Raw genomic sequence first — 24,106 nt, forward strand, 5'->3', positions numbered from 1 at the left:
CGACGCGGTGTAACCGACGCCGCCGCTGTTGGTCCATCCCACGGGCAGATCGCCTGTTCACGTCAACGAGCGCTACCAGCAGACGGGCAGCTGTTGCAGGCCGCGCTTGTGAAAGGAAGGCCACCAGGCAAGTTCGTCCGCTGGCACCGCCAGTTTGAGCTGGGGGAAGCGGCGCAGCAGGCTGCCGATGGCGATCTCGGCTTCGAGCCGTGCGAGCGGGGCGCCGAGACAGTAGTGGATGCCGTGGCCGAACGAGAGGTGCGCGGGGGGATGGGCCGGGTCGAAGTCGTCGGGGGATACGAACTCCCGCTCATCGCGGTTTGCCGCAATGAGCGAGATCCAGACGCGGCCGCCGGCCGGGATGTCCGTGCCGCCGATGGTGAGGTCCTCGAGCGCGAAGCGGCGCACGCCGAGGGGGAAAGGCGGATTCCAGCGCAGTGTCTCCTCCACGACCGCGCGGACGGTGATGCTGCCGTCGCGGACGGCGCCGAGCAGTTTCGGGTGGATCAGCAGCCCCAGGGCCGCGTTGCCGATGAGATGAACAGCGTTGTCGTAGCCGGCGAACAGGATGAGGAATGCCATCGAGGCCAGTTCGGGCTCGGTGAGCCTGTCGTGCTCGTCGCGGGCCTCGACCATTGCCGAGAGCAGATCTCCGGCTGGACGGCGGCGCTTGTCCGCGATGACGTCGACGAGGAACCGGTACATGTTCCGCATCGCTGCCCGGGAGTCCGTCGAGGCCCCTGGCTGGGGCGAGAGCAGGGCGCTGGTCCAGGCCCGGAAGTCACGGCGATCGCCTGCCGGGATGCCGAGCAGTTCGCAGATCACGTCCATCGGCAGCGGGTTCGCCAGGGCAGCCATGAGATCGACGGGTGGCCCGGCTGCGGCGTCGAGGAGGTCGTCCGTCATGGACTGAATGCGGTCGCGGAGTTCCTTGATACGGCGCGGAGTGAAGGCTTTGGAGACGAGGCGGCGCAGTCTCGTGTGGTCGGGCGGGTCTGTGTTGAGCAGGTGGGCGTCCAGCTCGGGCGGCATGGACGAGGTGTACTCGCCGCTGGTGCGTGCGTTGGCCTTGTTCAGGGAAAGGCGAGCGTCGGCCAGGGCGGCACGGGCCTCGGCGTACCGGGTGATCACCCAAACCTGTTCGCCGTCGGGGGTCGTGGTGCGGTGGACCGGGGCGCTCTCACGGAGCCGGGCGTAGATGCCGTGCGGGTCGGTGAGGAGTGCCTCGCCGAACAGGGACGGGATGCTGTTGGTCTGCGATCCGGCGTTCATGCGTCTGCTGTTGCCGGCCGGAGCCGTTCGAGAACAGCGGGGACGACAACGGAGTTACGGAAGGCCTCCGCAACCTGAGTGAGCCGGGCGCCTTCTTGGCCGAGGTCGCCGTTGGCGCTGTCGTCGAAGTCTGTGCCCCGTCCGGCTTGCGGCTCGTGACCGGCGGACTGGGCCTGAAGGGCCGCGGCGATCTGCGCGGCTTCTTCTGCGGCATCCGCCTTGCTGCCGGTGATGTTGTGAGCTGCCGCGATTTCTCGGGCGATGCGGCTGACTTCTTCGGTGTAATGGGGCCGCAGGCGCATCTCGCCGTCGAGGAGCTCGATCACCTGGCGGCCGAGGAAGAACTCGAGGTCGCGTGCCAGTTCCCTGCGGGACGCGGGTGGAGCGTCGAGGACGACTTCGGGGAAGGCCTCGGTGATCGCCTGCCAGAGCGGGTAACGGCGCTGGAAAGTGCGGTAGTTGGACACCCAGGCTGTGGTCTTGCCGAGGCCGACGCCCCACGCAGGCATGGTGAATCCGGCTGCGAAGAGGGCAGCCGCGAGGCTGGCGAACATGGGCGCCACGACTGAGTTGACGAAGTCCAGTGGCGAGGTGCCGAGAATGTCCCAGACGAGGGAGGCGACCTTGGGCAGGCAGTAGCCCAGGCCGGCAACTGCTCCCGCGGTGACGACCCGCAGGCCGCGGCGCAGCCAGGGCTTGTCGACGATCTTGGAGTAGCGCCAGCACAGGACGATCAGACCGAACATGCTGACGGTGAACAGGCACTGGTAGACCAGGAGGAACGCCGAGATGTAGGGAGTCTGGGCGTAGTGCACGTCGAAGTCGATCGCGTGCTCCGCGTCGTCGACGGTGCCGAGGAAGAAGAAGGTGGTCATCGCCACGATGGTGGCGATGGCGTATCCGACGATCAGACGGTGACGAAGACGGACGTTGGACTGGGCGGATGACCAGCTGACGAGGAGGGCCAGGAACGAGGTGAGGCAGATCGCCACGGAGGTGTAGATGATCAGCGTGGCGATGTTGGGTATGCCGAGCAGGGCATCGACGCGTACGTAGACCGCGGGCGCGGCGAAGCCGAACGGGGCGGCGAACGTACTGATCGCCAGGCACAGAAGCTGCAGCTCCTTGTTGCCCCAGTCACGGGCGAGGTCCTTCGCCTTGAAGAAGAAGGCGCTCCAGGTGATGAGCGAGAGGACCCCGTAGACGACGTTGAACAGCACTCGGCTATGCCCTTCGTTCGGAGCTGCGCTCCAAAGAGCGCTCCAGGTGGCTGACGAGGTTGGACATGCCCGGTGGGAGCTTGGTCTCCGGCAAGGGCGCTGAACCGGCGGCCTGAAGGGGGATCAGCGAGGCCACCAGTTCGGCGGCCTTCTCCTCATGCCTGTCGTAACTGGTGCGGCCGAGTACGACGCGGACGAGCGCCGGGTCGATGTTCGGCAGGAGCAGCCGGGAGACTTCGTCCTGTTCGGCAGGCGTGGACTCGTGCTGGCAGAGGATGTGACCGATCTCGTGCAGGACGATGTGGCCCTGATGGGCCTTCCTGGTGTTCTGCTGATACACGATGTAATCCACGTCGGGCATTGCCACCCACAGGCCGCAGGGGCCGCGGTCTGGCGGCAGCGCCATCGGCACGAGGGAGATAGCCCGCCCGCGCCGCTGCTCCAGCTGATCGACGAGAGTGTTGATGTCGAACGGCTCGGGGAGGTCGAGCTGCTTTACGAGGTCAGTGCAGTAGCGACGCAGCTCGGTGTCATTCATCCCCACACCCCCCGGTTGGTCGGCCGCCCACCGCCACTGGACAAAGGTCATGCCGGTCCCTCCCCGCTCCGACGGTCCGGTGGTCCTGATTCCGGTCGGGAGCGGGAGGCTCCGCATAAGGCACAAGACCCTATCCCAGTCAGCCTGGCTGATTCACCACGGGCGGCTAAGTTGACCGCCCTGCACCAAGCATTCACATCCGCTGCCGCTTGTCTGCCTGCTGCAGGTGCTGGATCACTGGGACGAGGGCGGCGAGTGACTCCTCGTCCAGATCGGCGACCGCCCGCAGAGCGATTTGGCGGGGCCCGATGCCCTGCTCCTTCAGCTGGTCCACGAGGCCGAGGTCCCGGGACACCTGTGCGGCGACGTCATCGTCGACGAAGTAGCCGACCGACACGCCGAAGAAGGTAGCGAGCGCCTCGAAGCCCTGCAGACCGGCGGGGTTCCAGGATCCGTTGCGCAGGGCTTCGACCTGCTCTTCGGTGATCTTGTAGCCGCGCGCGGTGATGGCCTCGGCTGCTTCCTGTGAGGTGTAGGCGTCTCGTCCCCGGGGGTGCAGCGTCGTGAACAGGCGGTTCAGCCTGGTCGCGAGTTCGAGAGTGGTAGCCGTCGGCTGCGCGGGCGCAGGACTGCCGTCATCTGCCTGGCGCGTTGCCGGCTCCTCTTCCTCCAGGAAATAACTCAGCTTGACGCCGAAGACGTTGGCCAGGGCCCGCAGGCTGTCGACCCCGGGGTTGGTGACGGCTCCATCGCGGATGTTGGCCACGCTCTGATGGCTGATGGTCGGCGCCCCCGGGTGTCGTTCCGCATACGCGCGGCTGAGTCGGGAGACCTCCCGCTCGCTGCCCGGGCCGCGCCCGTCCGGATGCCGGGTGCGAATCAGCTGGTCCAGCCGAGCGGCGATCAGCCCTTTGCTGTCGGGTGTCCGTTCACCCATGAACCGAATCACTACTCCCTAACTATGCGTCAACCCTGTTAGGCATTTCACCATTCGCCTGTGCATCCGTCCAATGAACTTGACAAGGTTGGTCGGCTGGCACCTATGGTCGTGCCCATCGCATCGAGTGGACAAGGTTTCGATCTTCGTCCATCTTTCCGTCAACCGTCCAGTCAGCAAAGGGAGTTCGGGAGCAGTGAAGGCGGCGAAGCCTCCAGCCCGAGGGGGATTGCCCCCTCAGGTTCTTTATTGCCTCCCTCCACGGATCAGCGACAACTGCGGGTCTGGTCAGGACCAGGGCTCGCGCCTGTACGGCCTTGGCGCGCCGGACGGTTTGACGCATCATCGAACATGCATTCGGATGACTGTGTGGTGCCCCCGAATGTGCGACGGAGCGAGAGCGATGTGGACGCGTGGCGATGGCACGTCCAGGGGGGCCAGGCTCAGTTTCGAAGGGCGGCATGTTCCCCACCGGCAGTCCGAAGCGGCATCTGCCCGCCATCCACGGCGCGGTCCTCGCGGTCAGGCGTATCTGCGACAGGTTGGAGCACGGCACTTCCTCACCGTGCCGTTCCAGCGATCGCATCTTCCCTCCGGCGAGAAAGTCGGTGCGGGTGGGCGACGGCTCTCTTCCTGGTTCTGGGTGGACGCCGCCCCGCACCTCGGTCATCCCGGCCGTGCCGGCCGCGTGTGGACCCTGCGGCTGTCGTTCGCCACAGCCGTGCCCAGCAGCCGACCTCGCTGGGTACGCGAAACAGTACGTTCCCACCGTTCGCTTCGCGGGTGTCTGGCAGCAGGGGGCCGACCGGCGAGCAGGCGCAGCGGGCCGAGCCAAAGGGGAATCTGAGCATGCGCTCGATGCTGCGGACCTGCCGCAGGCAAGCTGGCCGGAGCCGCTGGAGCACCCGCTTCTTCGAACAGCTAGCGATACTCCGCGAGACGCACGCGGCAGCCAGAATGATCCGCAGGGACCTCGGCCTCTCGGACGTCCAGGACATCGAGAGCCTGGTGCAGTGGGTGGCCCGGCGCCGCGGGAAGCCCATCAGCGTGCTCTACCTCGCCCTGCCGTCACGAGTGAGCGCCTTCTGCATCGCCACTCCCGTGCGCGACTTCATCGCCGTCGACGTCGGCGCCAACGAGCTGACGCAAATCAATGGGATTGCCCACGAGTTGGGGCACTTTCTCTTTGACGTCTCCGAGGGAGCCGAAGTGCCACTGGCCGACGGCGACGACAGCCCCCTGCCCAAAGACCTGGCCAAGCAGCTGGCACCTGCGCTCGACCCTGACGCCGTCACCTCGTTCTTCACGCGCTCCCACTACAACTCACGGATCGAGCGAAAGGTCGAAGCCTTCGCGACGGTGATGCTGGAACGCAACATCGCGCTGCGCCAGTCCGACACGAACGGCCTCACCTCCACATTCACCCACCGGAGGACCGGTGTCTGAAAGCGCCTCGAATGTCGCTTACCTGTTCGTGGCTGGAATCTTCCTGGCAGTGGCGCTATGGAAGGGACTCGCACTGCTGCGAGAGCCCACCCTCACCCTCGCCCTGATGACCACCTGCTTTGCCGTGGGCGCCATCGTCTACTGCATGGCCTCCCCGGTGGGATACCGGCGCACAGGGGCAGCGGTCGGCGAGCCTTGGTTCCCGACACTTCCGATCTACCTGGGCATTCTGCTGTGCTTCGGGACGATCCACCTCCTGACGATCTTGTGGACGCCTTCCCGTCCAGAAAATATGCGTCGCACCGTCACGGGCTGGGCCTTCACCTACGTCAGCGCCCTTCTGATCATGATCGTCGCATTCTTCCGCGCTGACCTCGGCGGCCCGGCCGATCCGCTGAAGTTCAACACTGAGCAGGTGGATCAGCCGGCAGTCGTTGTGTTCCTCACCGTATTCCTGGTCACGCTCACCAGCGGAACGGTGAACACGTGGCGCCGTTCACGCCGCGCCCGACTCGACGACGAGACACTCACGCACGCCCTTCGCTGGTTCGGCGGCAGCATGCTCGTGACGTTCGGGTACGTAGTGTGCTCCGCCCCCGCCATCGCCGCCGCGGCGACCGGCCATCACCAACTCGACCATCTGGGGGTGCTGGGCTCCACTTTCGGGGCCCTGGGGTCCCTCGGGACCGCCTACGGAGTCTCTGGCGCGGCAGTGAGTAAATGGCTGGGCGAGCGCCGGGACATCGTGGTGCTGCAGCCACTGTGGGATCTCGTCGTCGCCGGAGTCGACGAGGAGTTGTCCCTCTCGGCGCGCGACAGGCCGGGCAGCACTGGCGAGGAGCCTCCCGCCGGCCCGGGACAGGCCAGACCGAATCGCTTCTTCAACGTCCGTTGGACGCTTCACCGCAGGGTGATCGAGATCCTCGACGGCATCCGGGAACTGGAGCGCAGAGCCTGGGTCAGCGAAGACCCGGCGCAGGCAGTCGTGGCTCTGCACAAGGAGGCTCTGGAGAGCGACAATCTCCGAGGCCGATACGGCCTCACAAGAAAGGGGCTCTCACCGCTGGAGCTGGAGGCCGCCGTCACAGCAGCGGTCCTGCGTGACGCGGTCGAGCGATTGGAGAACGGCCACGAAGAGGCGGGCCGCCCCTTCGGCACGGCTTCCGCCGGTTCCCTGCTGAGGGTGCCTGGAAAGGAGACGCCCGCCTCCAAAGAACGACCCCGGCTGGTGCGGGTGGCGCGGGCTCTCCACCACCCCTTGGTTGACGCATCGCTGCAGGTGGTCCGCGCCACCGGCGATCGTGATGGGGCCTCTCAGGGCGTTGCAGAGGCAAGGTAGTGTCACACTGCCGCCGCTGCCGGCAGCGGCGGAAATGCCTCAAGATCGAAGCTGAGCCGACACGGGCTCGGGAGGGGAGCCTCGTGCAGCGGGCAGTTGTTCTCGGGGGAAGCTACGCCGGCCTGTTGACGGCCCGCGTACTGAGCGACCTAGCCGAAGACGTCGTCATCGTGGAACCAGACCTCGGCGGGGATATATCCACCGGTCCAGGCGCACCGCACCGGCACCAGCTGCATGCCTTGCTCGCGATGGGGCACTTCCAGCTCCAACGCTGGTTCCCCGGGATCACCGGCGAGATGACCGCAGGTGGTGCGCTCCTCGGGCGCGGCGAGGCCGTTCAGTTCTACGTGGACGGTGTGCCCCGCCCCTCGATACCCGACCTCGAAATGCTCGGTGCCTCGCGTCCGTTCATCGAGAATGCCGTACGGCGCCGCACCATGTCCCTTCCCAACGTGCGGGCTTTCGCGGGCCGCGCCCAGGGGCTCACCATCAGCGGGGATCGCGTGCGCGCCGTCCGCTACGTCCCGGCCGAGCACGAGGCCAGCGTGTCGATCGACGCCGACCTTGTCGTCGACGCCATGGGCCGATCGAGCCGGCTCAGCACATGGCTCCAGCAACAAGGGTGGCCGGTGCCGCCGCTGGACCGAATGAGAATCGACCTCGGCTACGCCACGGCAACGTTCCGCCGGGGCGACGAACTGCCTGGGACGGTGATCGCCCACTCAGCTCCGGGCCCGGCCAGCGGATACCAGCCCGAGATCTGCGAGCCGGGAGCTCTGGCAGCTGTTGAAGACGACCGGTGGATGGTCGTGCTGGCCGGCTACGCCGGCCATCGGCCGACCAGGGACGCCGCGGCGTTCCTTGCGCGCATGCGACGTTGCGTTGCCCCGCTGCGAGAAGTCGCCGAGCGTGGTGCTCTGCAGGGCGACGTTGACACCTTCCACTTCCGTGAGAGCCAGCGCCGCCAGTTCTGCCAGGTGAATCGGTTCCCCGGCGGTGTGGTGGCAGTGGGCGATGCCGTGGCCTCGGTCAATCCCATCTACGGGCAGGGACTCACGCTCGCGGCGTTGCAGGCTTCGGCACTCGCCGTGTATCTGCGATCTGGAGCGTCGCCCCATTCTCCGGCCTGGGGCTACTTCCGCCGGGCTGCGGGATTCGTCAACGCCGCATGGGATCTGTCGACAACCGCGGACCTGGCCCAGCCTCACGTCACCGGCCCATATCCCCCCGCCTATCCCCTTCTGCGCCGGATCGGCGACACGATCATCTCGGCGTCCCTGCGCGACGCCGAGCTCAACCGCGCGTTCATGGACGTAGTCCAGATGCGGAAGCCCCCGAGAACCCTCTCTCGTCCCGGCGTCCTTCTCCGGACAGGCAGGGTGCTCATGAACCGCTGAAGGCTCGGATCCATGTCGAACGATCGAGGGCAAGGAGCGTTGTGATCCGCTGGACGGCGGCCCTGACCAGGGCCGGAATCACTGATCCGCATCTACGGCAGGCCTATGACGATCAGCGTAAATCCGTGCGGAAGTTCGCTCTTCCCGAATACCTGGCGGCCCGGCTGCTGCTGCCTGCCGAACTCCACCCTTCCGTCGTCGCCGCGGTGGCGTACATGCATGAGACCGACGAGCTGATCGACGCCGGCGACCTGAGCGTCCGCCAGGCCGCCCTTCGATCCTGGGGCACCCAAACCACAGCAGCCCTCGAGAGCAGCAGCCTCCCGGACCAGGCCACGTTGGTACCCCTCTGGGACACCGTGCGCCGTCACCCGGACATGGCCGCACGGGTGCGTGACTTCCTTGACGGCGCCCGCGTCGAGGCCGGATGGAACGGCTTCGACATGGAGGATGATTTCCAGGCATACGTGGACAGTTACTCACTGCCCGCCCTGATGCTGACCGCCTCACTGATCGCGCCTCCTCCCGGCGCCGGTGATCTCGAGGCGTTCGTTCGCGGCTGCCGAGCACTGATCGAAGGATGGCAGCGATGCGACTTCCTGGCCGACCTAGCCGAGGATGCCGCAAACGGCCGAATAGGCATTCCGCAGGATGAACTGGCACGGCACGACCTGAAGTTCGAGGACCTGCGAAGCAAGTCGGAGGCCTGCCTGCCCGCGCTGGAGCGCCTGGTCCGTGCGCAGACCGATCGCGCGGAGACCGCGCTCGCACAATGCCGGGAGCTTCCCGCTCTCGTCGCAGCCGGACACCGGCCGTTCCTCGAGGCCCTGATCGCGGTCCAGGAGCTCCGACTCGACGCGGTGAGGCGTGCGGGCGGAGAACTCCTGCACCGAGAGGCGGGACCGGCACGGCTCGCCTCGCTGCGTGTCCTGGCCCGTCAGTCCCGTCTTGCGCGGGCCCAGCAGCGGCAGGCGCGGTAGCCCACGCTCCGGGCCGCTGCGTACAGAAGAGGCACCACGCCGTCGCGCGGCCTAATCGTTTCTCCTGGCGTGGCCCACCGCACCGCGCAGGATGCCCATCACGCCCCTACGGCTGCTCGCTGGCAAGGCGCGCACCGTATCGGTGAGCTCGCGCAGCTCAGGGTCGTCGTCAGACTCCCGTGCGGTCGCCAGAACCTGCTGAATGGCAGTTTGCAGTTCCCGTGACAGTTCGTCGCTGCCGGCCGTCAGGCTCCCCCGCAGGGCGACGCGCTCGACCTGCTGACCCTTGAGCTCGGCGATCAGGCGGGCCTGTTCCAGAACGGGCTCCAGGGCGGCGAGGAGGGCCTGCGCAGGAGCGATGGTGAAGAAGCCGGGAGCCTTGAAGAACGTCGCCAGGTCCCGGCTGGTGTCGAAACCCGGCCGCCGCTTGTCGTTGAGCAGGTTCGTAACCATCGACTTGTCGATGTTCACGGCTGCCGCGATCTCAGCGCGGCTGTATCGCCGGCCCTCCGGATGAAGCCGTGTTTCCATGAGGAACCGCAGGCGGTCCTTGAAGGGTGGGTCGACCTCCGCGGGGCTGACCGACTCACCCGCGAACAGCTTGCGGATCGTGGACTCGGCGATGCCCGTCTGGTACGCGAGACGATCAAAGTTGATCACGTCGACGCTGTGACCCAACTCCTCGAGCTCCGCCTTGACTGCCGCCAGGGCGGCCGCAACGCCCTCCGGGGCGGTGAGGTTCTCCATGAACGGGCGGTCTCCTGCTCTTCGGTCGGCAAACCCGCATGTGCGGCGGACGGCAGATTAGCGCCCGAGAGTGCTTCCTCACACCAGGGGCGATGACATTTCTAGCTGACGCAGGGTCCAGGACGAAAGTCGTGGTGACAATTGACACCAGTGGGTTTGGTGCAGCAGGATCGCTGCTTGTGGGCGGAGTTTCGTCCTCCGGCCGGTGGACTGGCTCCACCTTCGGTCACTCACGGTTGCCCGGGTTCACGTCGCACAGGGATGTGAACTGAGCCTGGCCCGGCCGGCCGCTTTCCTCGGCCGACAGTGACGAGGCCGGGCGCCATCGCCTTACGGGGGAGACACGGATGAGTCTTACATCGTCTCGGATACCGGCGCTCCATGTTCGCCGGAATCGGTATCCGATCATGGATGGTTCGCTGGTGGTTCCGGGTGCTGGCCTCGCCGTGGCGCTCCCCAGGGGTGCTGCAGACCGTCGAGGTCCGGCGTATCCGAACCCGGGCAGGCCCAACACGCCCCCCATCCGCGCCTGCAACGTCCCTGGCGCGGACGGCCTTCGCTGTCGTACGAACGCCGAGACGGCAGGCAGTTCCAGCCCTGCACGGCCATGACGTCCTGGACCGCAAGGGCGGAGAAGACTGTCTGTGCCGAGGAGCAGACCAGAGGCTGACCAAGTACTGCGAAGGGTGGTTCGCGATGGCGGATCAGGCGCTGGGGCGGCGCCCACACACGCGATGGACTGGGGCTGTTCACGACCGCACGGCCCGTCACATGCCCCAACAGCGGCTGCAAGGGCGGCCGAGCAACAAGCCGCAACGTCAAGGGGGAACCGCAGTGGACACCAGTGTGCAAGTGGCCGACCTGGCAGACACCGGGGAGGTCCTGGCTGCGGAGATACGCGCCAAGCGGCTGCAGTACTTCCTCAAGGGGCGGCGCGACTACCTTGAACTGAGCCAGGAAGATATCGCCGCCCGGCTGGACATCAACGCCCGCACCTATGGGAACTGGGAGCGGGGCACGCTCAAGGAGTGGACCGACGAGAAGCTGTACCTTCTCGCGGAAGCCCTGGAGATGTCACAGTTCCAGACCACCCGCCTGTTCCTGTACGCCGTCGGGCGGGCCCCGCAGCCGGACCTGCGCGCCATGTTCAACCGCAGCGAAGCCGAAGACCAGGCCACATCGGCCTTCCTCGGCGACTACAGCGTCATGATGAACGCGCTCTCGCTGCCCACCTTCGTCATCGACCAACGGTGGGACGTGAAGATGGCCAACGAGGCCTACCGCGACCTGTTCCGTGGAGTGGGGGCACACCCCACCGCGATGCCCTCCACCAACTTCCTGCGCTTCGGCCTGTTCCACCCGGACGCCCCCGCCGTGCTCGTGGACCACCTGAAGTGGCAGCTGGCCATGCTCGCGCAGCTCGCCTCCGGCCTTGAGCGCCACGGCGACGACCCCGGGCTGCAGGCCATCCGCCGAGACGTCTACCTGCACCCTTCGCTGCGCGACGCCTACCTCACTGACATGCCCAACTGGGTCCTGGGCTCCGGGGCCGACCTGGTCCACCATGAAGGTGCGGTCCGCGCGCTGCGCCACCCCGATCCAAAGGTCGGCCTCCAGGGATGCCGGCTGGTCGAGGAGACGCCACGGTCCTTGAAGGCCCTCGGGCTCATCCGCCTCACCCTGGTCCTCGTCGAACCCGACGACGCGTGCATTCCCGAGAGATGCGGCTCGGGCGACCGCCACGCGGCCTGACGCGCGGCAGTTGCACACCGTGCGAACGTCGCGCGTGCCCGTGACGTCCGGTGTGCCCGAGTGCCGTCGGCAGAGGGCCCGGGGCGGCGACGGCGGCGACCGTGAGCCCACCTAGGGTAGCGGCATGGATCTCGCTGACGATTTGATCACCGACCCGTACGGCGTCTACGAGCAACTGCGGACCACGTCGCCAGTGCACCGAATTCAAGGGACCGATGGGCAGCCAGCCTGGATCGTCACCCGGTATGAGGACGTCCGGGCCGGCCTGGCCGACCCGCGGCTTTCGCTGGACAAGAAACACGCGCAGGCAGGCAATTACTCGGGTCTGCGGCTTCCGCCGGTTCTCGAAGCGAACTTGCTGAACATGGACCCGCCGGACCACACCCGGATCAGGCGCCTGGTGGGCAAGGCATTCACACCGGGCCGTGCCAATCAGCTGCGCACCCCCATCCGAGCGATCGCCGACCGACTCCTGGACGAGCTGGGGGAGGAGGGGAACACAGATCTGATCGGCACCTACGCGGCGCCGCTGCCGATCACCGTGATCTGCGAGCTACTGGGCATCCCCCGCGAGCAGCGCGGCGACTTCCGCGGATGGACGCAGGCCCTTATCGCTCCGGATCCGAGTCGGCCGCAGGCCGCCAAGGAAGCCGTCGGCGCCATCATGCAATTCTTCGCGGAGCTCATCGCGCACAAACGGCACAGCCCAGAGGATGACCTGCTGTCCGACCTGATCGCGGTCCGGGACACCGAACACGACCGGCTGTCCGAGGACGAATTGACGAGCCTGGCGTTCCTGATCCTGTTCGCCGGATTCGAGAACACTGTGCAGCTCATTGGCAATGCAGTGTGGGCGCTACTGCAGCACCCCGAGCAACTTGCTGCCCTTCGCCAGGATCCGTCGAAGATCACAGCGGCTGTTGAGGAGCTGGCTCGCTATGAGGGGCCCGCCCTCCTGGCGATCCGCCGGTTCCCGACCGAAGACGTAACGATAGGCGGCGTGACCGTGCCCGCGGGAGAGACCGTGCTGCTCTCGCTGGCCGCCGCCAACCGCGACCCCGACCGATTCAAAGACCCCGATCACCTGGACATCGAGCGGGACGCCACGGGGCACCTCTCACTCGGCCACGGCATCCACTACTGCATTGGCGCGCCACTGGCCCGGACCGAGACTGAGATCGCGCTCACCGCACTACTCGAGCGTTTCCCGCTCCTCGAACTCGACAGCGACGACGCTCCGCAGTGGCGGCGCAGCCTGCGGGCTCGCGGACTGATGAGCCTGCCAGTGCGCTTCCGCACAGGACAGGGACAGCCAGCCTGACGGCCATCCGCCCGCTTCTGTGGCCCCGTTCGACCGGGGCCACAGTCATCCTCAGCCGGCGAGGGCCTGCTTCTGCCTCCTGCGTTCGCGTAGGGCGCCGACCATGGGAAGGGTCAGCCCCGAGAAGAGGCACAGGATGGACAGTCCGGCCAGGGCCGGACTCAAGGCCTCCTCCGCCGTGAGTGACCAGGGCGCATCCAGGGCGTAGCAGAGGAGGTAACTGCCCTTGGAGACCGCGTAGGCCACGCCGAGGAAGGCGGCCGCGGCGGAGAGCGCGAACCCCGCGCCGCTCCAGGGGCGGATGCCCCAGTTGCGATGAGCGGTGCGGCCGCACATGAACGCCAGTTCCCCGCACGTGATCAGCACATAGGAGAGGTAGATCAGCAGGTACGCGGCGACCTTCGCATTGTCGGCATACGCGGTGGTGAAGGCGACGTCGGGTTCGTTGGTGGCCAGGAAGAGCGGAACCATGATGGCCAGGTAGACGACGGCCGCGAAGCCACGCTGGAAGATCGCCGAGCGTAGGTACTCCGGCCGGTAGGCCAGGTCGACCATGGTGACCTGGAGGAACGCGCACCACAGGATGGCGCAGATGTGCGCGATCAGCTTGGCCACGTTCGGGATCCCCGTGGCGCTCTCGGCCGCGTGCGCGACAGGCGGAACCGCGAAGAGAACTCCCAGCGTGCAGACCCCGAATGCCAACGCGATAGACCAGGTGGAGACACGTGGATTACCCACAGCTCTCCGCATGCAGAGTGCTGTGACCAGCACGCCAGCCACTGTGCACGTCCCGAAGACTATGCCGTCCACTTAAAGCCCTTCCAATGAGTCCGCCGCGTATTCTGCGGCTTCGATGCTGCTGCGCCGACGGCGACGCCCGCTCTTTGGCGCCTCCTCCGGCACCTCCGGGGAAGAAGGTTCCTCCTCCGCCGCCTCGTGACGAGGTCGCACTGGGTCGAGCCCTAGCTCGGCGCGGCGGCGTTCCAGATGTGCCACCACGTCGTCCACCGCGCTGTCCGGCATGCCGTTGAGAAGCGCCAGAACGTGACGTGCACGTGGGTCCTCGAAAGCCTTCAGCGCGGCGAGGTCACTGTAGGCATCGTGGGGGAGCAGGTGCGCCGGCGGAACGCCGCCCAGTGCCCTGCACAGCGCCACGATGGTGTGCACCGTGGGGTTGTCCTGGGTGCCGTTGGCCAGCTTGTTGACGGCGGCATGCGAGACCGAGGCATGGTCGCCCGGCAGAGCGTCGATGGCCGCGGACAGGGAACGCGACGTGTGGGCGCGGCCTTTGGCGTCCCGGCGGGAGGCCATCAGGGCTTTGAGCTTCTCCGCCAGCGAGGGACGGCCGCTGAGAGTCACCGCAGACCACGGTAGCCGGGCAGGACCCGGAAGCCGTCCACCTGATGTCCGCTCACAACCCCGTCTCTCGTCTGCCGGAACCACGCTGTGTGTACTTTAGTTGACACGCTTGAGGGCGCAAGGCAGGATCACGAGTGTGATCGAGACCCTGTGCTCCATCGTGTACACAGCCTGTAAGGCCTACCCGCGAAACCACAACGGGGAACGATCACTTGGGACCCGCGCGCGGCAACCTAACGTTCTGGAAACGATGCCGGAGGAACCGTACGGCCGGCGCTTCGCCGCAGCGATGACAGGCGCATAAGCGCGACACGACACAGGCGAGGGGGGAAGTGATGGCAATGGAGGCGCAGCGCAGCAGCACAGGCCCGTCGGAACAGCGCCGCAACGCGCTGGACCGCATCGAACAGCGCGCCTTCCTGCAGGACCTCGTGGGCAGCACCGGCGAGCGAGGGAGCAACCCCTGCCTCGCGCCTGAACGTTCCCCCCACATCCGATCGAGGTTCTTGATCATGCTCCCTGCCCGACGGGCCACCACTCAACTCGCGCTGCGCATGCCGCAATCGATGGCCGTCCGTCTCCACCCCGTCGGCGGGGAAGGCGGACGCAGCGGGGCGGTTCAGCCGTGCGGCGGGAACGGAGCCATGAAGCCGTGACGCCTCCGGCCCGGTCATGGCGTACGGGCCGCTCGACGCCTCACGACTTCGACCCGGTTCCCTCCGAGGAGTGCCCCATGCCGACGCTGGGCTCGCTGCCCGACCACAAGCCTGAACTCGAACTAGCATTTGCCCCGTCGGGCTCCGCGGCTGCGGCGTCGACCGAAGTCAGCGGAGTATTCGCCATCACCCCCGAGGAGCTCTTGGAGGATGGCGTGCCGGGGGCGCTGCCCGAGGGCGCGTTGGTCCTCATTACTGGCACCGTGTCCTTCCGCCTGCGCGGCCGGATCATCACCGTGCTGGACCTGCTGCTGGAACGGATGAGCCGCGATGCGAGTGCCGCCCTCGTGGTCCGGGCCGAGCCGGGAACGCGCCAGCCCTTCCCCCAGGCCATTGTGGACGAGGCTGCCCGCCGCGGCATTCCCCTTCTGGTGACCACGGCGTCCGCCGAGGCGTGGGAGGGCACGCACGACGAGATCCAGCGCATGCGCCTGCTGGCCGCAGAGCTCAGAGCCGCTCAACTCGGCTCCCTTGTTGAGGAGTTGCCAGCCCAGCTTGCCGACCCTCGCGCAATCCAGCGCATAGTCGACTGGCTCGCCCGCGTCCTGGACGCCCAGGTCTTGGTGAGCGAGCCTGAGCGGGTACTCGCCGCAGCGCCTGCCACCGCAGCCGAGCACCTCGCCGGCGCCATCATCCGGCAGTCCGTCGACGGCTCGGCCACTCAGGCAACCGGTGGACCCCACACCCAGCTCATCTCGCTCGCCTCGGCCTCTACCGCCGACACGGTGCTCGCCGTCGCCCGGCGCACCCCCTTCGAGAAAGCCGACTTGCGGCTGATGCGATACGCGGCCAAGCTCCTTGGCCTGGTAGACCAAGCCGCCGGGGAGTACCGCGCCGCCTCGGACGCTTCCCGCGCTGCTCGCCACGCCGCCTTCGAACTCCTCCTGGACGGGGAGGTTGCCAAGGCCAGGCGGGTCATGGCCAACCTGGCCCCCGGCCTTCTGGACGCCGACACTGTGCGGATCTTCGTCATCGACACCCAGCCGGGAAACCGGGACGCCGCCATCCGCCGTTGTCACACGGCCGTCGGCCGCCGCTGTCTCATCGTTCGTGACCAGCACAGCGATCGGCGGATCGTGATCGTGCATCCAATCCCTGCAGGACAGGAGAGCAGCAGCAGCGTCGGCGACCAACTGACCCATCTCGTGAGGGCGCTGGGGCCGAACTCCTCACTGGGCGGCAGTGGCATCTACTCCATGAGTCTGCTTGCCGACGCCTTGCATGAGGCCATCACCGTACAGACGTTCGCAGCCCTGCAGCCCGATTCGGTCGCCCTGTCCGTGCACGATTCCGAACTCGTGACCCTCCTCCCGCAGCTCGAAGCACAGCAGTGGGCCCACAGCCTGCTCGCGCCCCTCATGCGCGACCCCACACAGTGGGATTCCGTGCGTGGAACCCTGCCGACGGCGCTCGCATTCCCCTACACAGTTGCCGCGCGCCGGCTGCAGCTGCACCGCAACACCGTCACCCGGCGGGTCGCACGGGCCGCCGAGCTGCTGCGCATGAACTTCAGTGCGGTCACAGATCGCATCATTGTCGCTTTGGCCATGGAACTGGTCACCCACCGCGAATCCGACCCGCCCGACCTGCCCGGCGGCAACCCGCCCCAGCTGACGAATCTCCTGACTACGCCTCCGGTCAGGGCCTGGGCCGAGACCCTGCTCAGGCCAGCGCAGGCAGACCGCCGCGATCTACTGACCACTGCCGAGTCCTGGCTGAGCTTCGACACCCACGTCGAACCCGCCGCTCGACAGCTTGAGCTGTCTGAGGTAACAGTCCGTTCGCATCTCCGGGCTCTGGAGAAGTACATGCAGCGGGACTTCAGCACGCTGTCCGGAGTACGCGACCTGATGTTTTCGCTGCATGCTGCCCAAGGTCGCCCCATTACCACTTCCAGTGAACGCTCACCGGGGCTGTGCGTCGTGGCCTGAATCGGAGCGACCGGGCAGACCCGACGCCCACGATGTCTGCCACGGGAATAACGGGGAGTTTCCAGGTTCCCTGATTTCGCGTGGCTGCCTTGAATGTCGCGATGTATCCGCCTCAGTGGGCCAACACGCGCGTGAACAATGGGTCGTCAAATTCCAGGCGAGTGGACGGGCCTTGGGGTCAAGCCCGCAGCATCTTCGCTCACGCTCAGAGCGTGAGTGAAATATTCACCGCACCCACAAATATGCCTGGCGGCTACGCAAGCCATTCGGTATCCGTGATGTGGTCGCTTCAGTGCCCTGAAAGCCCTTCGCTCATCATGTCGATAAATCTACAAAGAGATGATATGAAGTCACGGTGATCGGCTGGAGTTGGCTTTGTGAAGGCTCGGTGAGACCGCGCTAAGTGCAACAATCTGGCTGCCATCTGCATGGCGACTGAAGGGGAGATGGAACCTACAGTCTGCAATTTGCAGAGTCGCTGTGCACTCCCGTAAACGATCCCAAGGGGAAGGTGCACCATCGGTTCCGAATCAAGGAAGGTGGTGCATCGCTGATGGTGTCCTCCACTCAATTTGTGCACAGCCGAAATGGCAGCGCGCGCAGCATATGCCTACCGTTGTTGACGCACGCCGTATGGAGAAGGCCCGGGGGAACTGTCCACAGGGCAAGGGGTGCCAACAGGCAGCGTGAGCTGGCGCTGTTCAAGCGGATAAGCCGCAATCAGCGGGGTTGATGCGGGGGAGTGGGCAGGACGTGCCACAGCCTAGGGCGACGAAGGAACATGAATTCAAGCGGCGCACTCAAGCGAGCAATGACCAGCCCGCCACCGTGTACGACTGGCTGGATCAAAATCCTGGGGCAACGGTCAACAGCACATCGCGCAGCGGCAGTTCGCGCATCTCGGTCTCGCGGGGCACCCAACCGGCCCTCCACGAGGCCGCGACCAGCGCTGCACCATCGAGGGGTGAGACGTACATGCATACGGACGTGCGCCAGGCCGCCCGCCCGGAGTCGACCGAAGAGGACCTCGCCACGCAGATGCAGACATACCGTCTGCAAAGCTTTCTCAAGGGGCGACGCGAGCACCTCAACCTCCGTCAGATCGAGGTTGCCGAGCGCTTGGACATCAGTGAACGCGCCTACGGGAACTGGGAGAGGGGGCAGGTCAAGGAGTGGACGGACGAGAAGCTGTACGCCTTGGCCGAGGCGCTCGAGATGTCCGAATACCAGATCACCCGTCTGTTCCTGTACGCCGCCGGCCGCGCCCCGCAGCCCGACCTGCGCGCCGCGTTCCGCCGCACCCAGACCGAGGATCCGGCTGTCGCGTCCTTCCTCGGCGACTACACCGTCATGCTGGATGCACTCGCGCTGCCCACCTTCGTCATCGACCAGCGCTGGGACGTGAAGATGACGAACAACGCCTACCGCGAACTATTCCGGGATGTGAAGCCTCACCCGACGGCAATGCCCTGCGCCAACTTCCTGCGCTTCGGCCTCTTCCATCCGGACGCCCCGACCGTACTGGTGGACCACCTGAAGTGGCAGATGGCCATGCTCACGCAGCTCTCATCCAGCCTTGAGCGGCACGGCGAAGACACCGGGCTCCAGGCCATCCGCCGCGACGTGTACCTGCACCCAGCGCTGCGCGACGCCTACCTCACCGACATGCCCAACTGGGTCCTGGGCTCCGGCGCCGACTTGGTTCACCACGAAGGCACGGTTCGGGAACTGCGTCACCCCGATCCGAGCATCGGCCTCCAGGGATGCCGACTGCTCGAAGAGACTCCGCGGTCGCTGAAGGCCCTCGGCCTCACACGCCTCACACTGGTGCTCGTCGACGTCGATGACAGCCTGGTGCCCGAGAGACACGGCTCGCACCAGCACCACGCGGCCTGACGGGAAGGCGCTGTCGGCCCACCACATCAGCCACGACGGTCTGTCAGCCCTGGTCGGAGCGGCTCCTCCCGGCCAGTCCTCGGCTCGACGAGGGCCGTCCTCCCAATCGCTGAACGGTGACCGTGACGGCGACGGCACGGCAACGGGGTCGTCCTCGCCCCCAGCGCCGAGGCGGCCGTGCGGTGGCACCGCGGGTGGACTTGGTTTGCACTCCGGGGAACTTCTGCAGGCGCCCTGAAGAGCGGGCGCTGTTGGGCCCCTCGGCGCCCTGCTGAGCACGCCGGCACGTTGATCGTGCCACCAGGGCCACCTCCTACTTGTGAACGCTGAGTGCCCGCGTTTGCACGCGACGGGTCAGCTCCTCACCGAAGGGCGAGCACGTGGGTCGGGGGCTGGACCACGGAAGGCAGCGGTAGCCGCGCGCAGAAGGACCTGCCAGGGACGTCGTATCGTCGCCCCCGGCACTGCACTCTCCCTACCAAACGGCCCTGCCAGCGGCGTACCGTCAGAGCTATGACCAGCGGAAACCGGCAACGACGCGACGGCTCCCCCAAGAGGGTCCAGCTGACCAGCGGTGATCATGGCGGCCCCAAGGACAAGAAGCGCAAGCGGCCGCGCGTGGCGCAGCCGGACCGTGGGCAGAAGAAGGCCGCCGTCAGCCGGGCGTGGAAGGACCTGTTCGACCGACTCGGCGAGGTGAAGAAGCGGGAGCAGGCCCGGCAGCGGGCCAAGCGCGACACACAATAGGTCCGTATGAGCGTTCCCGGTTGCGGCCTTGAACCGACGGGTCGGGCTCGGCGCGAATCTGTGTCGCGGCCGCCGGGCCGCGCCGGAAGGCAAAAGATCCCGCGGGCACAACCCGATCATGCAGACGCCGCGCAAAGGTGGCTACGCTCCACCGACATCACCATCGAGGCGAACGGTTCCTGCGACGTGCTTCCCCACCATGGCCCTGATCGGCTCCCGGACATCGCCTACGCCTACCCGGCTGGCACTGGCCTTCCCGACCCGGCGACGTTCCGGCCAGTCCTGCGGCAGCCGCCCGAACGGGACCTCAACCGGCCTCAGGGAGGGCTATGGTGCTCGCCCGTCAGCGCCCGGCACCCCAACGGCGCTCCGGCCGCCACCGCGTGGACCGTCTGGTGCAACGCTCCCGAACGCATCGTTCGGCCCTTCCTGCACGAGAGCAACGCCCCTTACGACACAGCCGTCACAGTCAACCCACTGCCCGAAGTCCGGGTGTACCGGATAGACACACAGGGCGATCTCAACCGGCTGGTCGAGGCCTATCCCGTGCCGGACTGGACACTTGGCCGGCCCATCGCACCGAACTGGGAGGCACTTGTCGCCGACGGCACGGACGCCGTGTTCGTCTCCGCCGAAGGCCTCGCCGCCAACGAAAACCGGCACCCTATGACGGAACCCTCCCTGTACGGGTGGGACTGCCCAAGCGTGCTGTGGCTAAGCCCGGCCTACCAGCTTGGGACGCGCGGCGACGTCAACCCCGAGGCGCGATGAGCAACGGCGATGCGGTGGCGAGCAAGGGCGGCAGGCTGATGTGCCTCATGAACGAGGTCCTGCTCCGAAAATCGCGCCCAGACCCGACTACTCTCAGAGCGGCTCAGCTCGCCATGCGCATGGCGCCGCTCCCCAGCTCGCACCGGGCACTCAGGCGTGCGGCACAGGCCAACGCGGCAGCGGCGTACTCACGACGGTTGCGTTCCATCTGCGGGCGCAGCCCCATGACGACGAGCGACCCGTACACGGTCGACCCTCGCCACAGTGGGACGCCGAGCATCTTCCAGTCCGGCAGTGGCGACTGGGTGAGCACGTAGCCTTCGGAACGTATCTCGCGCATGAGGTGGCTCTGGGGAGCGCCGTCGAGGTGCGAGAGGATCGCCAGGCCGGCGGCATCCGCGGTGAGCGGCGCGTAGCGCAGGGCCACCTTGGTGTCGACGTCGGCGTGGTTGAAGGCTGCCTGGAAGTCGCTGCGGCGGCCGTAGGTGTGGTCGAGCATCAGCCGGCCCGGAGTGTCGTCGATCAGGACCGCGCTGAACGCCATGGCGACCTGGGCAGTCTGCCGCTGTAGCACTGTGGTCTCGCGGTCGAGGGCACTGTCGTGGGGCAGATTGAGGTGGACGCTCGCATCCGGGCGGTGGTTGGCCACATCGGTGGCGATACCGTAGCGGCCTGGCGCTCGGTAGATCAGGTGCTTGGCCTCCACCCCGGCGCGCAGGATGCGGTGGACGGTCGACTTGGTGACGCCGGACTCGTCGATGATGCGCCGCAGCGGGTGGAGCCCGGGGCCCATGCTGTTCAGGGTCTGAAGTACGAGATAGACCCGGGCGTGGGCGGTCATGCCGTCGTCCACCGTTCCGGCGGCCTCGACAAGATCGGTGTCGATCACTGGCAGTCCCTCCTGGTAGGCGGTTGCGGGGTTTGATCCCGCCTCACGGGTCCCGCCAGACACATCTCTACCGTGTGGATCGGATCTTGTGGAGGAACCGCCTCTTCCAGGAAGGGGGTCTTCCGGCGCCCCTCGAACCCGGCTGGGCACACTCAGAGTTGACTGCCCCCAAGCATCGAACCAGCAGGTCAGATGCGGTTCCGGGGACGTCGGCCACCTTGCTCGGCAGTGTGCGGCGCCGGCCCGGCGGTTCGTGGCGGCGGGTGTCACCCCGTGGACCCTCGTTCCGTAGACACCCCGTTTGACCTGCGGGAATGCGGCCTCCTCCCATCGCATGGACCGCGTCCCGCCTGCAGCAATCGGAAATCCAGTTCACGTCCCGCTATGTGACACAACCAGCTCCACACCGACCGCGGCCGGGGAACGCGAGCGAGGAGGCATTGCCCCGGCCTGGACGCCCGGGGAGAGTGATCAAACCCCCTGGCACCGCCAGCGAGCGCGCCACTACCTACATTCTGGAGCACCGCCCGTGAACACCCACGCGTCCCACCGGGAAGACGGCCCCGCCGGGCACCTTGTCGTCCTGGGCAGCGGACCGCAGGCGGAGTGGGAGCACGCTATGCAACGCCTCGCCGCAGTCGGGCCAGTGCTTCTCATCGACACGGAGCCGCCGGACTGGCAGCGCCCTCATGTGGCCGATGCCAGGACTGCGAACCTGCTCGATCACACCCAAGTCCGCCAGGCCGTTGCGGAGTTCGCTCTCGCCCGGTCCGTTGCCGGCGTTGTCACCTTTCATCCTGCCTACGCACGCGCGGCCGCCCAGCTCCGCCAGGAACTCGCACTGCCCGGCCCATCCGTGGCAACGGTCGAAGCGACCACCCTGCGCCACCGCACGGCCCAACTCCTCACCGGTGCCGGCGTGGACAACAGCGGAGCCCTCCACGCGGATTCCTACGACCAAGCCCTGGAAGCCGCGCATCAGGTCGGCTTTCCCCTGGTGTGCAAGCCCGCCTCGCCCCGCACGCGGTACGCCGCGCGCCAGGTGCCCGGCATACCGGAGCTCGCGGAAGCCTTCTCAGCGGCCAGCGCCACCACCTGGCCGGGCACCGGCACGGTGATCGAACCGCTGCTCGACGGGATCGAGGCCACCGCTTACACGGCCGACTCACCATCCGGCCCCAGGGTCGTCGCGATCTCCCACGCCACCTTCGACCCACAGGCCGAACCCGCAATGCTCCCGGTGGAAGTGGTGGTCGACGCCGACGACGTCTGCGCCTCCGCCATCGAGGACACGGCGAGCCGGGCCCTGGCAGCCCTGGGCCACCGCTCGGGAACAGCGCAGATCCGAATGCGGATCACCTCGACCGGGCCACGGGTCATCAGCGTCACGACCCACTTGACGGACCCTCTGCTGGGCCTGCTGATCGAGCAGGTGACCGGGATCGACCTCATTTCCCAGGCCGGCCACCACGCCCGCGGACGGACCGTCCTCGCCGAGGAGAGCCGCCTCGGCGCGACAGCCGTGCGCTTCCTCCAGAACCCCCGCCCCACCCCGCTGTTGCCTCCGACCGTGGCAGAGCATCCCCACGTCACTCCGTACGCCACGCTTCAGCAGTATCCGGACAAGCGCCGTGTGGGCCCCCTGTGGCGCAGCGGTCACCTGCTCGTTTCCGGCACCGACTACCCCCAGTGCACCGCGCGTCTTCGAAGCGCCGCGGCCGAGATCCGATCAGCACGCCTATCCGCGTAACCGACAAGGAGCCCCGCCCGTGTGTTCGCGCTCGTTCTTCACTGCTGAACTCCCCCGTTCCCTGCGCCTTGGGAAAGGCCCGTCGTCTCCTGGGCAGCGACCGACTGCGTCTACAGGGCCAGCCCCGGCGCACGGGGCCGTCGGCCACACGACGGATCGCGCAGCAGCCGGGCAGGTCAAGAACGGGGTGAGCGGGTAGCGCCTGCCCGCCGGTCCGAATCTCCCTCAGAGCGGGGTGCCCCACCGCATCGCATGAGGGCCCCATGGCACCGGAGATGCCCAGGAGCGAGAAGATGGCGACCGCTCGCACACTTCGCTGAAGGGGGCTCACCATGCACGACGCCGTGAATGAGGCACTCACGGACATCCGTGTCGAGCCGGCCGGGCGCCTGCTCGTCCGTCCAGCGGCGGGCTTGACCCAGGCATCCTGGACCCACGGCCTTGAGCAGCTGGAGGCCACCGGCCGATCGGTCGTCCCGCGGCGCCTCCCCACAGACCTGGCGCGCGAGGTCCTCACCTACCGGTTGCAAGGCACCTTTGGATTCCTGCTCAACGCTGCGGCGTGCTTCCTGGAGTCCGGAGACAAGGAGGATGCCGAGCGCACCGCGCACGAAGCCCGCACCATCAAGGCCTTGACTGTGGCCCCGGGCTTGCGCCACCAACGGGATAAAACGCCACCGATCGGCGGTACGAGGGAAGAACTCCTCGACCACCGTGTCACCGCCGAGGGCAACGGGTTCCTCGCCCTGAGCGTCGCCGAGCTGACCGCGGCCATCGGCCCGTACCCAAGGCCACGCGGCCTGCTCCCCGCCTCGCCGCCCTCGGACCCGACAGCCTTCGTCGTGCTGTGGAACCGGATCAGCGCACCCGGCATCATCCTCGCGGGTATCAACGCGGCTCATACGGACGATGAGCACGGCGCCGCCCTCCTGCAGTCTCACCTCGCCACCGCAGCCCAGGCGCTCGTTCCAGGGGAAACCCACCACGAGTGGCGGTGAGCCACCGGGCCGTCGCCTGTCCCGTCCGCGTACGTAGGCGAGGCTCAGCAACTCCTCCTCCCGGACGACCCTTGGGCCTGGACCCTGCCAGGCTTGCCGT

Annotated in this window: 20 protein-coding genes; 12 read left to right on the forward strand and 8 right to left on the reverse strand. The window is 67.2% G+C overall.

The window, feature by feature from the left end:
• Positions 1-72 precede the first annotated feature (72 nt).
• The 4 genes from ACIRQF_RS30970 to ACIRQF_RS30985 all read right to left on the reverse strand — a co-directional run bounded on the left by ACIRQF_RS30970 (position 73) and on the right by ACIRQF_RS30985 (position 3,967).
• Positions 73-1,272 carry a cytochrome P450 gene (locus ACIRQF_RS30970; RefSeq protein WP_404097179.1) on the reverse strand — a complete coding sequence of 400 codons (1,200 nt, stop codon included), beginning with the start codon at positions 1,270-1,272 and terminating at the stop codon, positions 73-75.
• Positions 1,269-2,492 carry an MAB_1171c family putative transporter gene (locus tag ACIRQF_RS30975; protein ID WP_404097182.1) on the reverse strand — a complete coding sequence of 408 codons (1,224 nt, stop codon included), beginning with the start codon at positions 2,490-2,492 and terminating at the stop codon, positions 1,269-1,271. Before ACIRQF_RS30975 ends, ACIRQF_RS30970 begins: the two co-directional genes overlap by 4 nt.
• A 4-nt stretch (positions 2,493-2,496) precedes the next feature.
• A complete protein-coding gene (locus ACIRQF_RS30980) occupies positions 2,497-3,081 on the reverse strand; it encodes a hypothetical protein (protein ID WP_404097185.1) in 585 nt (194 codons plus the stop codon).
• 142 nt (positions 3,082-3,223) lie between these two features.
• Positions 3,224-3,967 carry a hypothetical protein gene (locus tag ACIRQF_RS30985; RefSeq protein WP_404097187.1) on the reverse strand — a complete coding sequence of 248 codons (744 nt, stop codon included), beginning with the start codon at positions 3,965-3,967 and terminating at the stop codon, positions 3,224-3,226.
• Positions 3,968-4,816: 849 nt separating this feature from the next.
• On the opposite strand from ACIRQF_RS30985, the gene ACIRQF_RS30990 reads away from it, so the two are divergent.
• From ACIRQF_RS30990 to ACIRQF_RS31005, 4 genes are all read left to right on the forward strand, one after another.
• The gene (locus ACIRQF_RS30990) at positions 4,817-5,413 is read left to right on the forward strand and encodes a hypothetical protein (RefSeq protein WP_404097189.1); all 597 of its coding nucleotides are present in this window, start codon (positions 4,817-4,819) and stop codon (positions 5,411-5,413) included.
• Positions 5,406-6,752 carry an MAB_1171c family putative transporter gene (locus tag ACIRQF_RS30995; protein ID WP_404097192.1) on the forward strand — a complete coding sequence of 449 codons (1,347 nt, stop codon included), beginning with the start codon at positions 5,406-5,408 and terminating at the stop codon, positions 6,750-6,752. The genes ACIRQF_RS30990 and ACIRQF_RS30995 overlap by 8 nt, the downstream gene beginning before the upstream one ends.
• Before the next feature lie 83 nt (positions 6,753-6,835).
• Positions 6,836-8,149 (forward strand): hypothetical protein, encoded by a 1,314-nt coding sequence (locus ACIRQF_RS31000; RefSeq protein ID WP_404097195.1) that lies wholly within the window; start codon positions 6,836-6,838, stop codon positions 8,147-8,149.
• A gap of 41 nt (positions 8,150-8,190) precedes the next feature.
• Positions 8,191-9,129 carry a squalene/phytoene synthase family protein gene (locus ACIRQF_RS31005; RefSeq protein WP_404097198.1) on the forward strand — a complete coding sequence of 313 codons (939 nt, stop codon included), beginning with the start codon at positions 8,191-8,193 and terminating at the stop codon, positions 9,127-9,129.
• Positions 9,130-9,180: 51 nt separating this feature from the next.
• Here ACIRQF_RS31005 and ACIRQF_RS31010 read toward each other — a convergent pair whose 3' ends face one another.
• Positions 9,181-9,876, reverse strand: coding sequence for a helix-turn-helix domain-containing protein (locus ACIRQF_RS31010; protein ID WP_404097200.1), 696 nt, complete (start codon positions 9,874-9,876; stop codon positions 9,181-9,183).
• An 834-nt stretch (positions 9,877-10,710) separates the two neighbouring features.
• Between ACIRQF_RS31010 and ACIRQF_RS31015 the strand changes: the two genes are divergently transcribed.
• Complete coding sequence (locus ACIRQF_RS31015; protein WP_404097203.1) at positions 10,711-11,628, forward strand: helix-turn-helix domain-containing protein; 918 nt, start codon at positions 10,711-10,713, stop codon at positions 11,626-11,628.
• 124 nt (positions 11,629-11,752) lie between these two features.
• The gene (locus ACIRQF_RS31020) at positions 11,753-12,949 is read left to right on the forward strand and encodes a cytochrome P450 (RefSeq protein ID WP_404097206.1); all 1,197 of its coding nucleotides are present in this window, start codon (positions 11,753-11,755) and stop codon (positions 12,947-12,949) included.
• Between the two features lie 51 nt (positions 12,950-13,000).
• Here ACIRQF_RS31020 and ACIRQF_RS31025 read toward each other — a convergent pair whose 3' ends face one another.
• Together ACIRQF_RS31025 and ACIRQF_RS31030 are read right to left on the reverse strand one after the other, a co-directional pair.
• On the reverse strand, positions 13,001-13,564 hold the full coding sequence (locus ACIRQF_RS31025; protein WP_404097208.1) for a hypothetical protein: 564 nt from the start codon (positions 13,562-13,564) through the stop codon (positions 13,001-13,003).
• 195 nt (positions 13,565-13,759) lie between these two features.
• Entirely contained in the window at positions 13,760-14,308 is a 549-nt protein-coding gene (locus tag ACIRQF_RS31030) for a helix-turn-helix domain-containing protein (protein ID WP_404097211.1), read from the reverse strand.
• A 733-nt stretch (positions 14,309-15,041) separates the two neighbouring features.
• Between ACIRQF_RS31030 and ACIRQF_RS31035 the strand changes: the two genes are divergently transcribed.
• The 4 genes from ACIRQF_RS31035 to ACIRQF_RS31050 all read left to right on the forward strand — a co-directional run bounded on the left by ACIRQF_RS31035 (position 15,042) and on the right by ACIRQF_RS31050 (position 20,369).
• Positions 15,042-16,955, forward strand: coding sequence for a helix-turn-helix domain-containing protein (locus ACIRQF_RS31035; RefSeq protein ID WP_404097214.1), 1,914 nt, complete (start codon positions 15,042-15,044; stop codon positions 16,953-16,955).
• A 975-nt stretch (positions 16,956-17,930) separates the two neighbouring features.
• Complete coding sequence (locus ACIRQF_RS31040; protein WP_404097217.1) at positions 17,931-18,851, forward strand: helix-turn-helix domain-containing protein; 921 nt, start codon at positions 17,931-17,933, stop codon at positions 18,849-18,851.
• 513 nt (positions 18,852-19,364) lie between these two features.
• On the forward strand, positions 19,365-19,598 hold the full coding sequence (locus ACIRQF_RS31045; protein WP_404097219.1) for a hypothetical protein: 234 nt from the start codon (positions 19,365-19,367) through the stop codon (positions 19,596-19,598).
• Between the two features lie 6 nt (positions 19,599-19,604).
• Positions 19,605-20,369 carry a hypothetical protein gene (locus ACIRQF_RS31050; RefSeq protein WP_404097222.1) on the forward strand — a complete coding sequence of 255 codons (765 nt, stop codon included), beginning with the start codon at positions 19,605-19,607 and terminating at the stop codon, positions 20,367-20,369.
• A gap of 103 nt (positions 20,370-20,472) precedes the next feature.
• On the opposite strand, the gene ACIRQF_RS31055 is transcribed toward ACIRQF_RS31050, so the two are convergent.
• Positions 20,473-21,258, reverse strand: a complete 786-nt coding sequence (locus ACIRQF_RS31055; protein WP_404097225.1) for a helix-turn-helix domain-containing protein — start codon at positions 21,256-21,258, stop codon at positions 20,473-20,475.
• A 529-nt stretch (positions 21,259-21,787) separates the two neighbouring features.
• Between ACIRQF_RS31055 and ACIRQF_RS31060 the strand changes: the two genes are divergently transcribed.
• On the forward strand, positions 21,788-23,008 hold the full coding sequence (locus ACIRQF_RS31060; RefSeq protein WP_404097227.1) for an acetyl-CoA carboxylase biotin carboxylase subunit family protein: 1,221 nt from the start codon (positions 21,788-21,790) through the stop codon (positions 23,006-23,008).
• Positions 23,009-23,340: 332 nt separating this feature from the next.
• A complete protein-coding gene (locus ACIRQF_RS31065) occupies positions 23,341-24,006 on the forward strand; it encodes a hypothetical protein (RefSeq protein ID WP_404097229.1) in 666 nt (221 codons plus the stop codon).
• Positions 24,007-24,106: the final 100 nt, after the last annotated feature.

It is taken from the genome of Streptomyces sp. NPDC101191 (assembly GCF_044767915.1).
Taxonomy (GTDB): domain Bacteria; phylum Actinomycetota; class Actinomycetes; order Streptomycetales; family Streptomycetaceae; genus Streptomyces.

Bases quoted from the DNA above. Each gene is read 5' to 3' on its own strand.
- ACIRQF_RS31040 (WP_404097217.1), top strand. From the start codon at position 17,931: ATGCATACGGACGTGCGCCAGGCCGCCCGCCCGGAGTCGACCGAAGAG.
- ACIRQF_RS31035 (WP_404097214.1), top strand. From the start codon at position 15,042: ATGCCGACGCTGGGCTCGCTGCCCGACCACAAGCCTGAACTCGAACTA.
- ACIRQF_RS30970 (WP_404097179.1), bottom strand. From the start codon at position 1,272: ATGAACGCCGGATCGCAGACCAACAGCATCCCGTCCCTGTTCGGCGAG.
- ACIRQF_RS30980 (WP_404097185.1), bottom strand. From the start codon at position 3,081: ATGACCTTTGTCCAGTGGCGGTGGGCGGCCGACCAACCGGGGGGTGTG.
- ACIRQF_RS31050 (WP_404097222.1), top strand. From the start codon at position 19,605: ATGAGCGTTCCCGGTTGCGGCCTTGAACCGACGGGTCGGGCTCGGCGC.
- ACIRQF_RS30990 (WP_404097189.1), top strand. From the start codon at position 4,817: ATGCGCTCGATGCTGCGGACCTGCCGCAGGCAAGCTGGCCGGAGCCGC.
- ACIRQF_RS30985 (WP_404097187.1), bottom strand. From the start codon at position 3,967: ATGGGTGAACGGACACCCGACAGCAAAGGGCTGATCGCCGCTCGGCTG.
- ACIRQF_RS31020 (WP_404097206.1), top strand. From the start codon at position 11,753: ATGGATCTCGCTGACGATTTGATCACCGACCCGTACGGCGTCTACGAG.
- ACIRQF_RS31065 (WP_404097229.1), top strand. From the start codon at position 23,341: ATGCACGACGCCGTGAATGAGGCACTCACGGACATCCGTGTCGAGCCG.
- ACIRQF_RS31010 (WP_404097200.1), bottom strand. From the start codon at position 9,876: ATGGAGAACCTCACCGCCCCGGAGGGCGTTGCGGCCGCCCTGGCGGCA.
- ACIRQF_RS31045 (WP_404097219.1), top strand. From the start codon at position 19,365: ATGACCAGCGGAAACCGGCAACGACGCGACGGCTCCCCCAAGAGGGTC.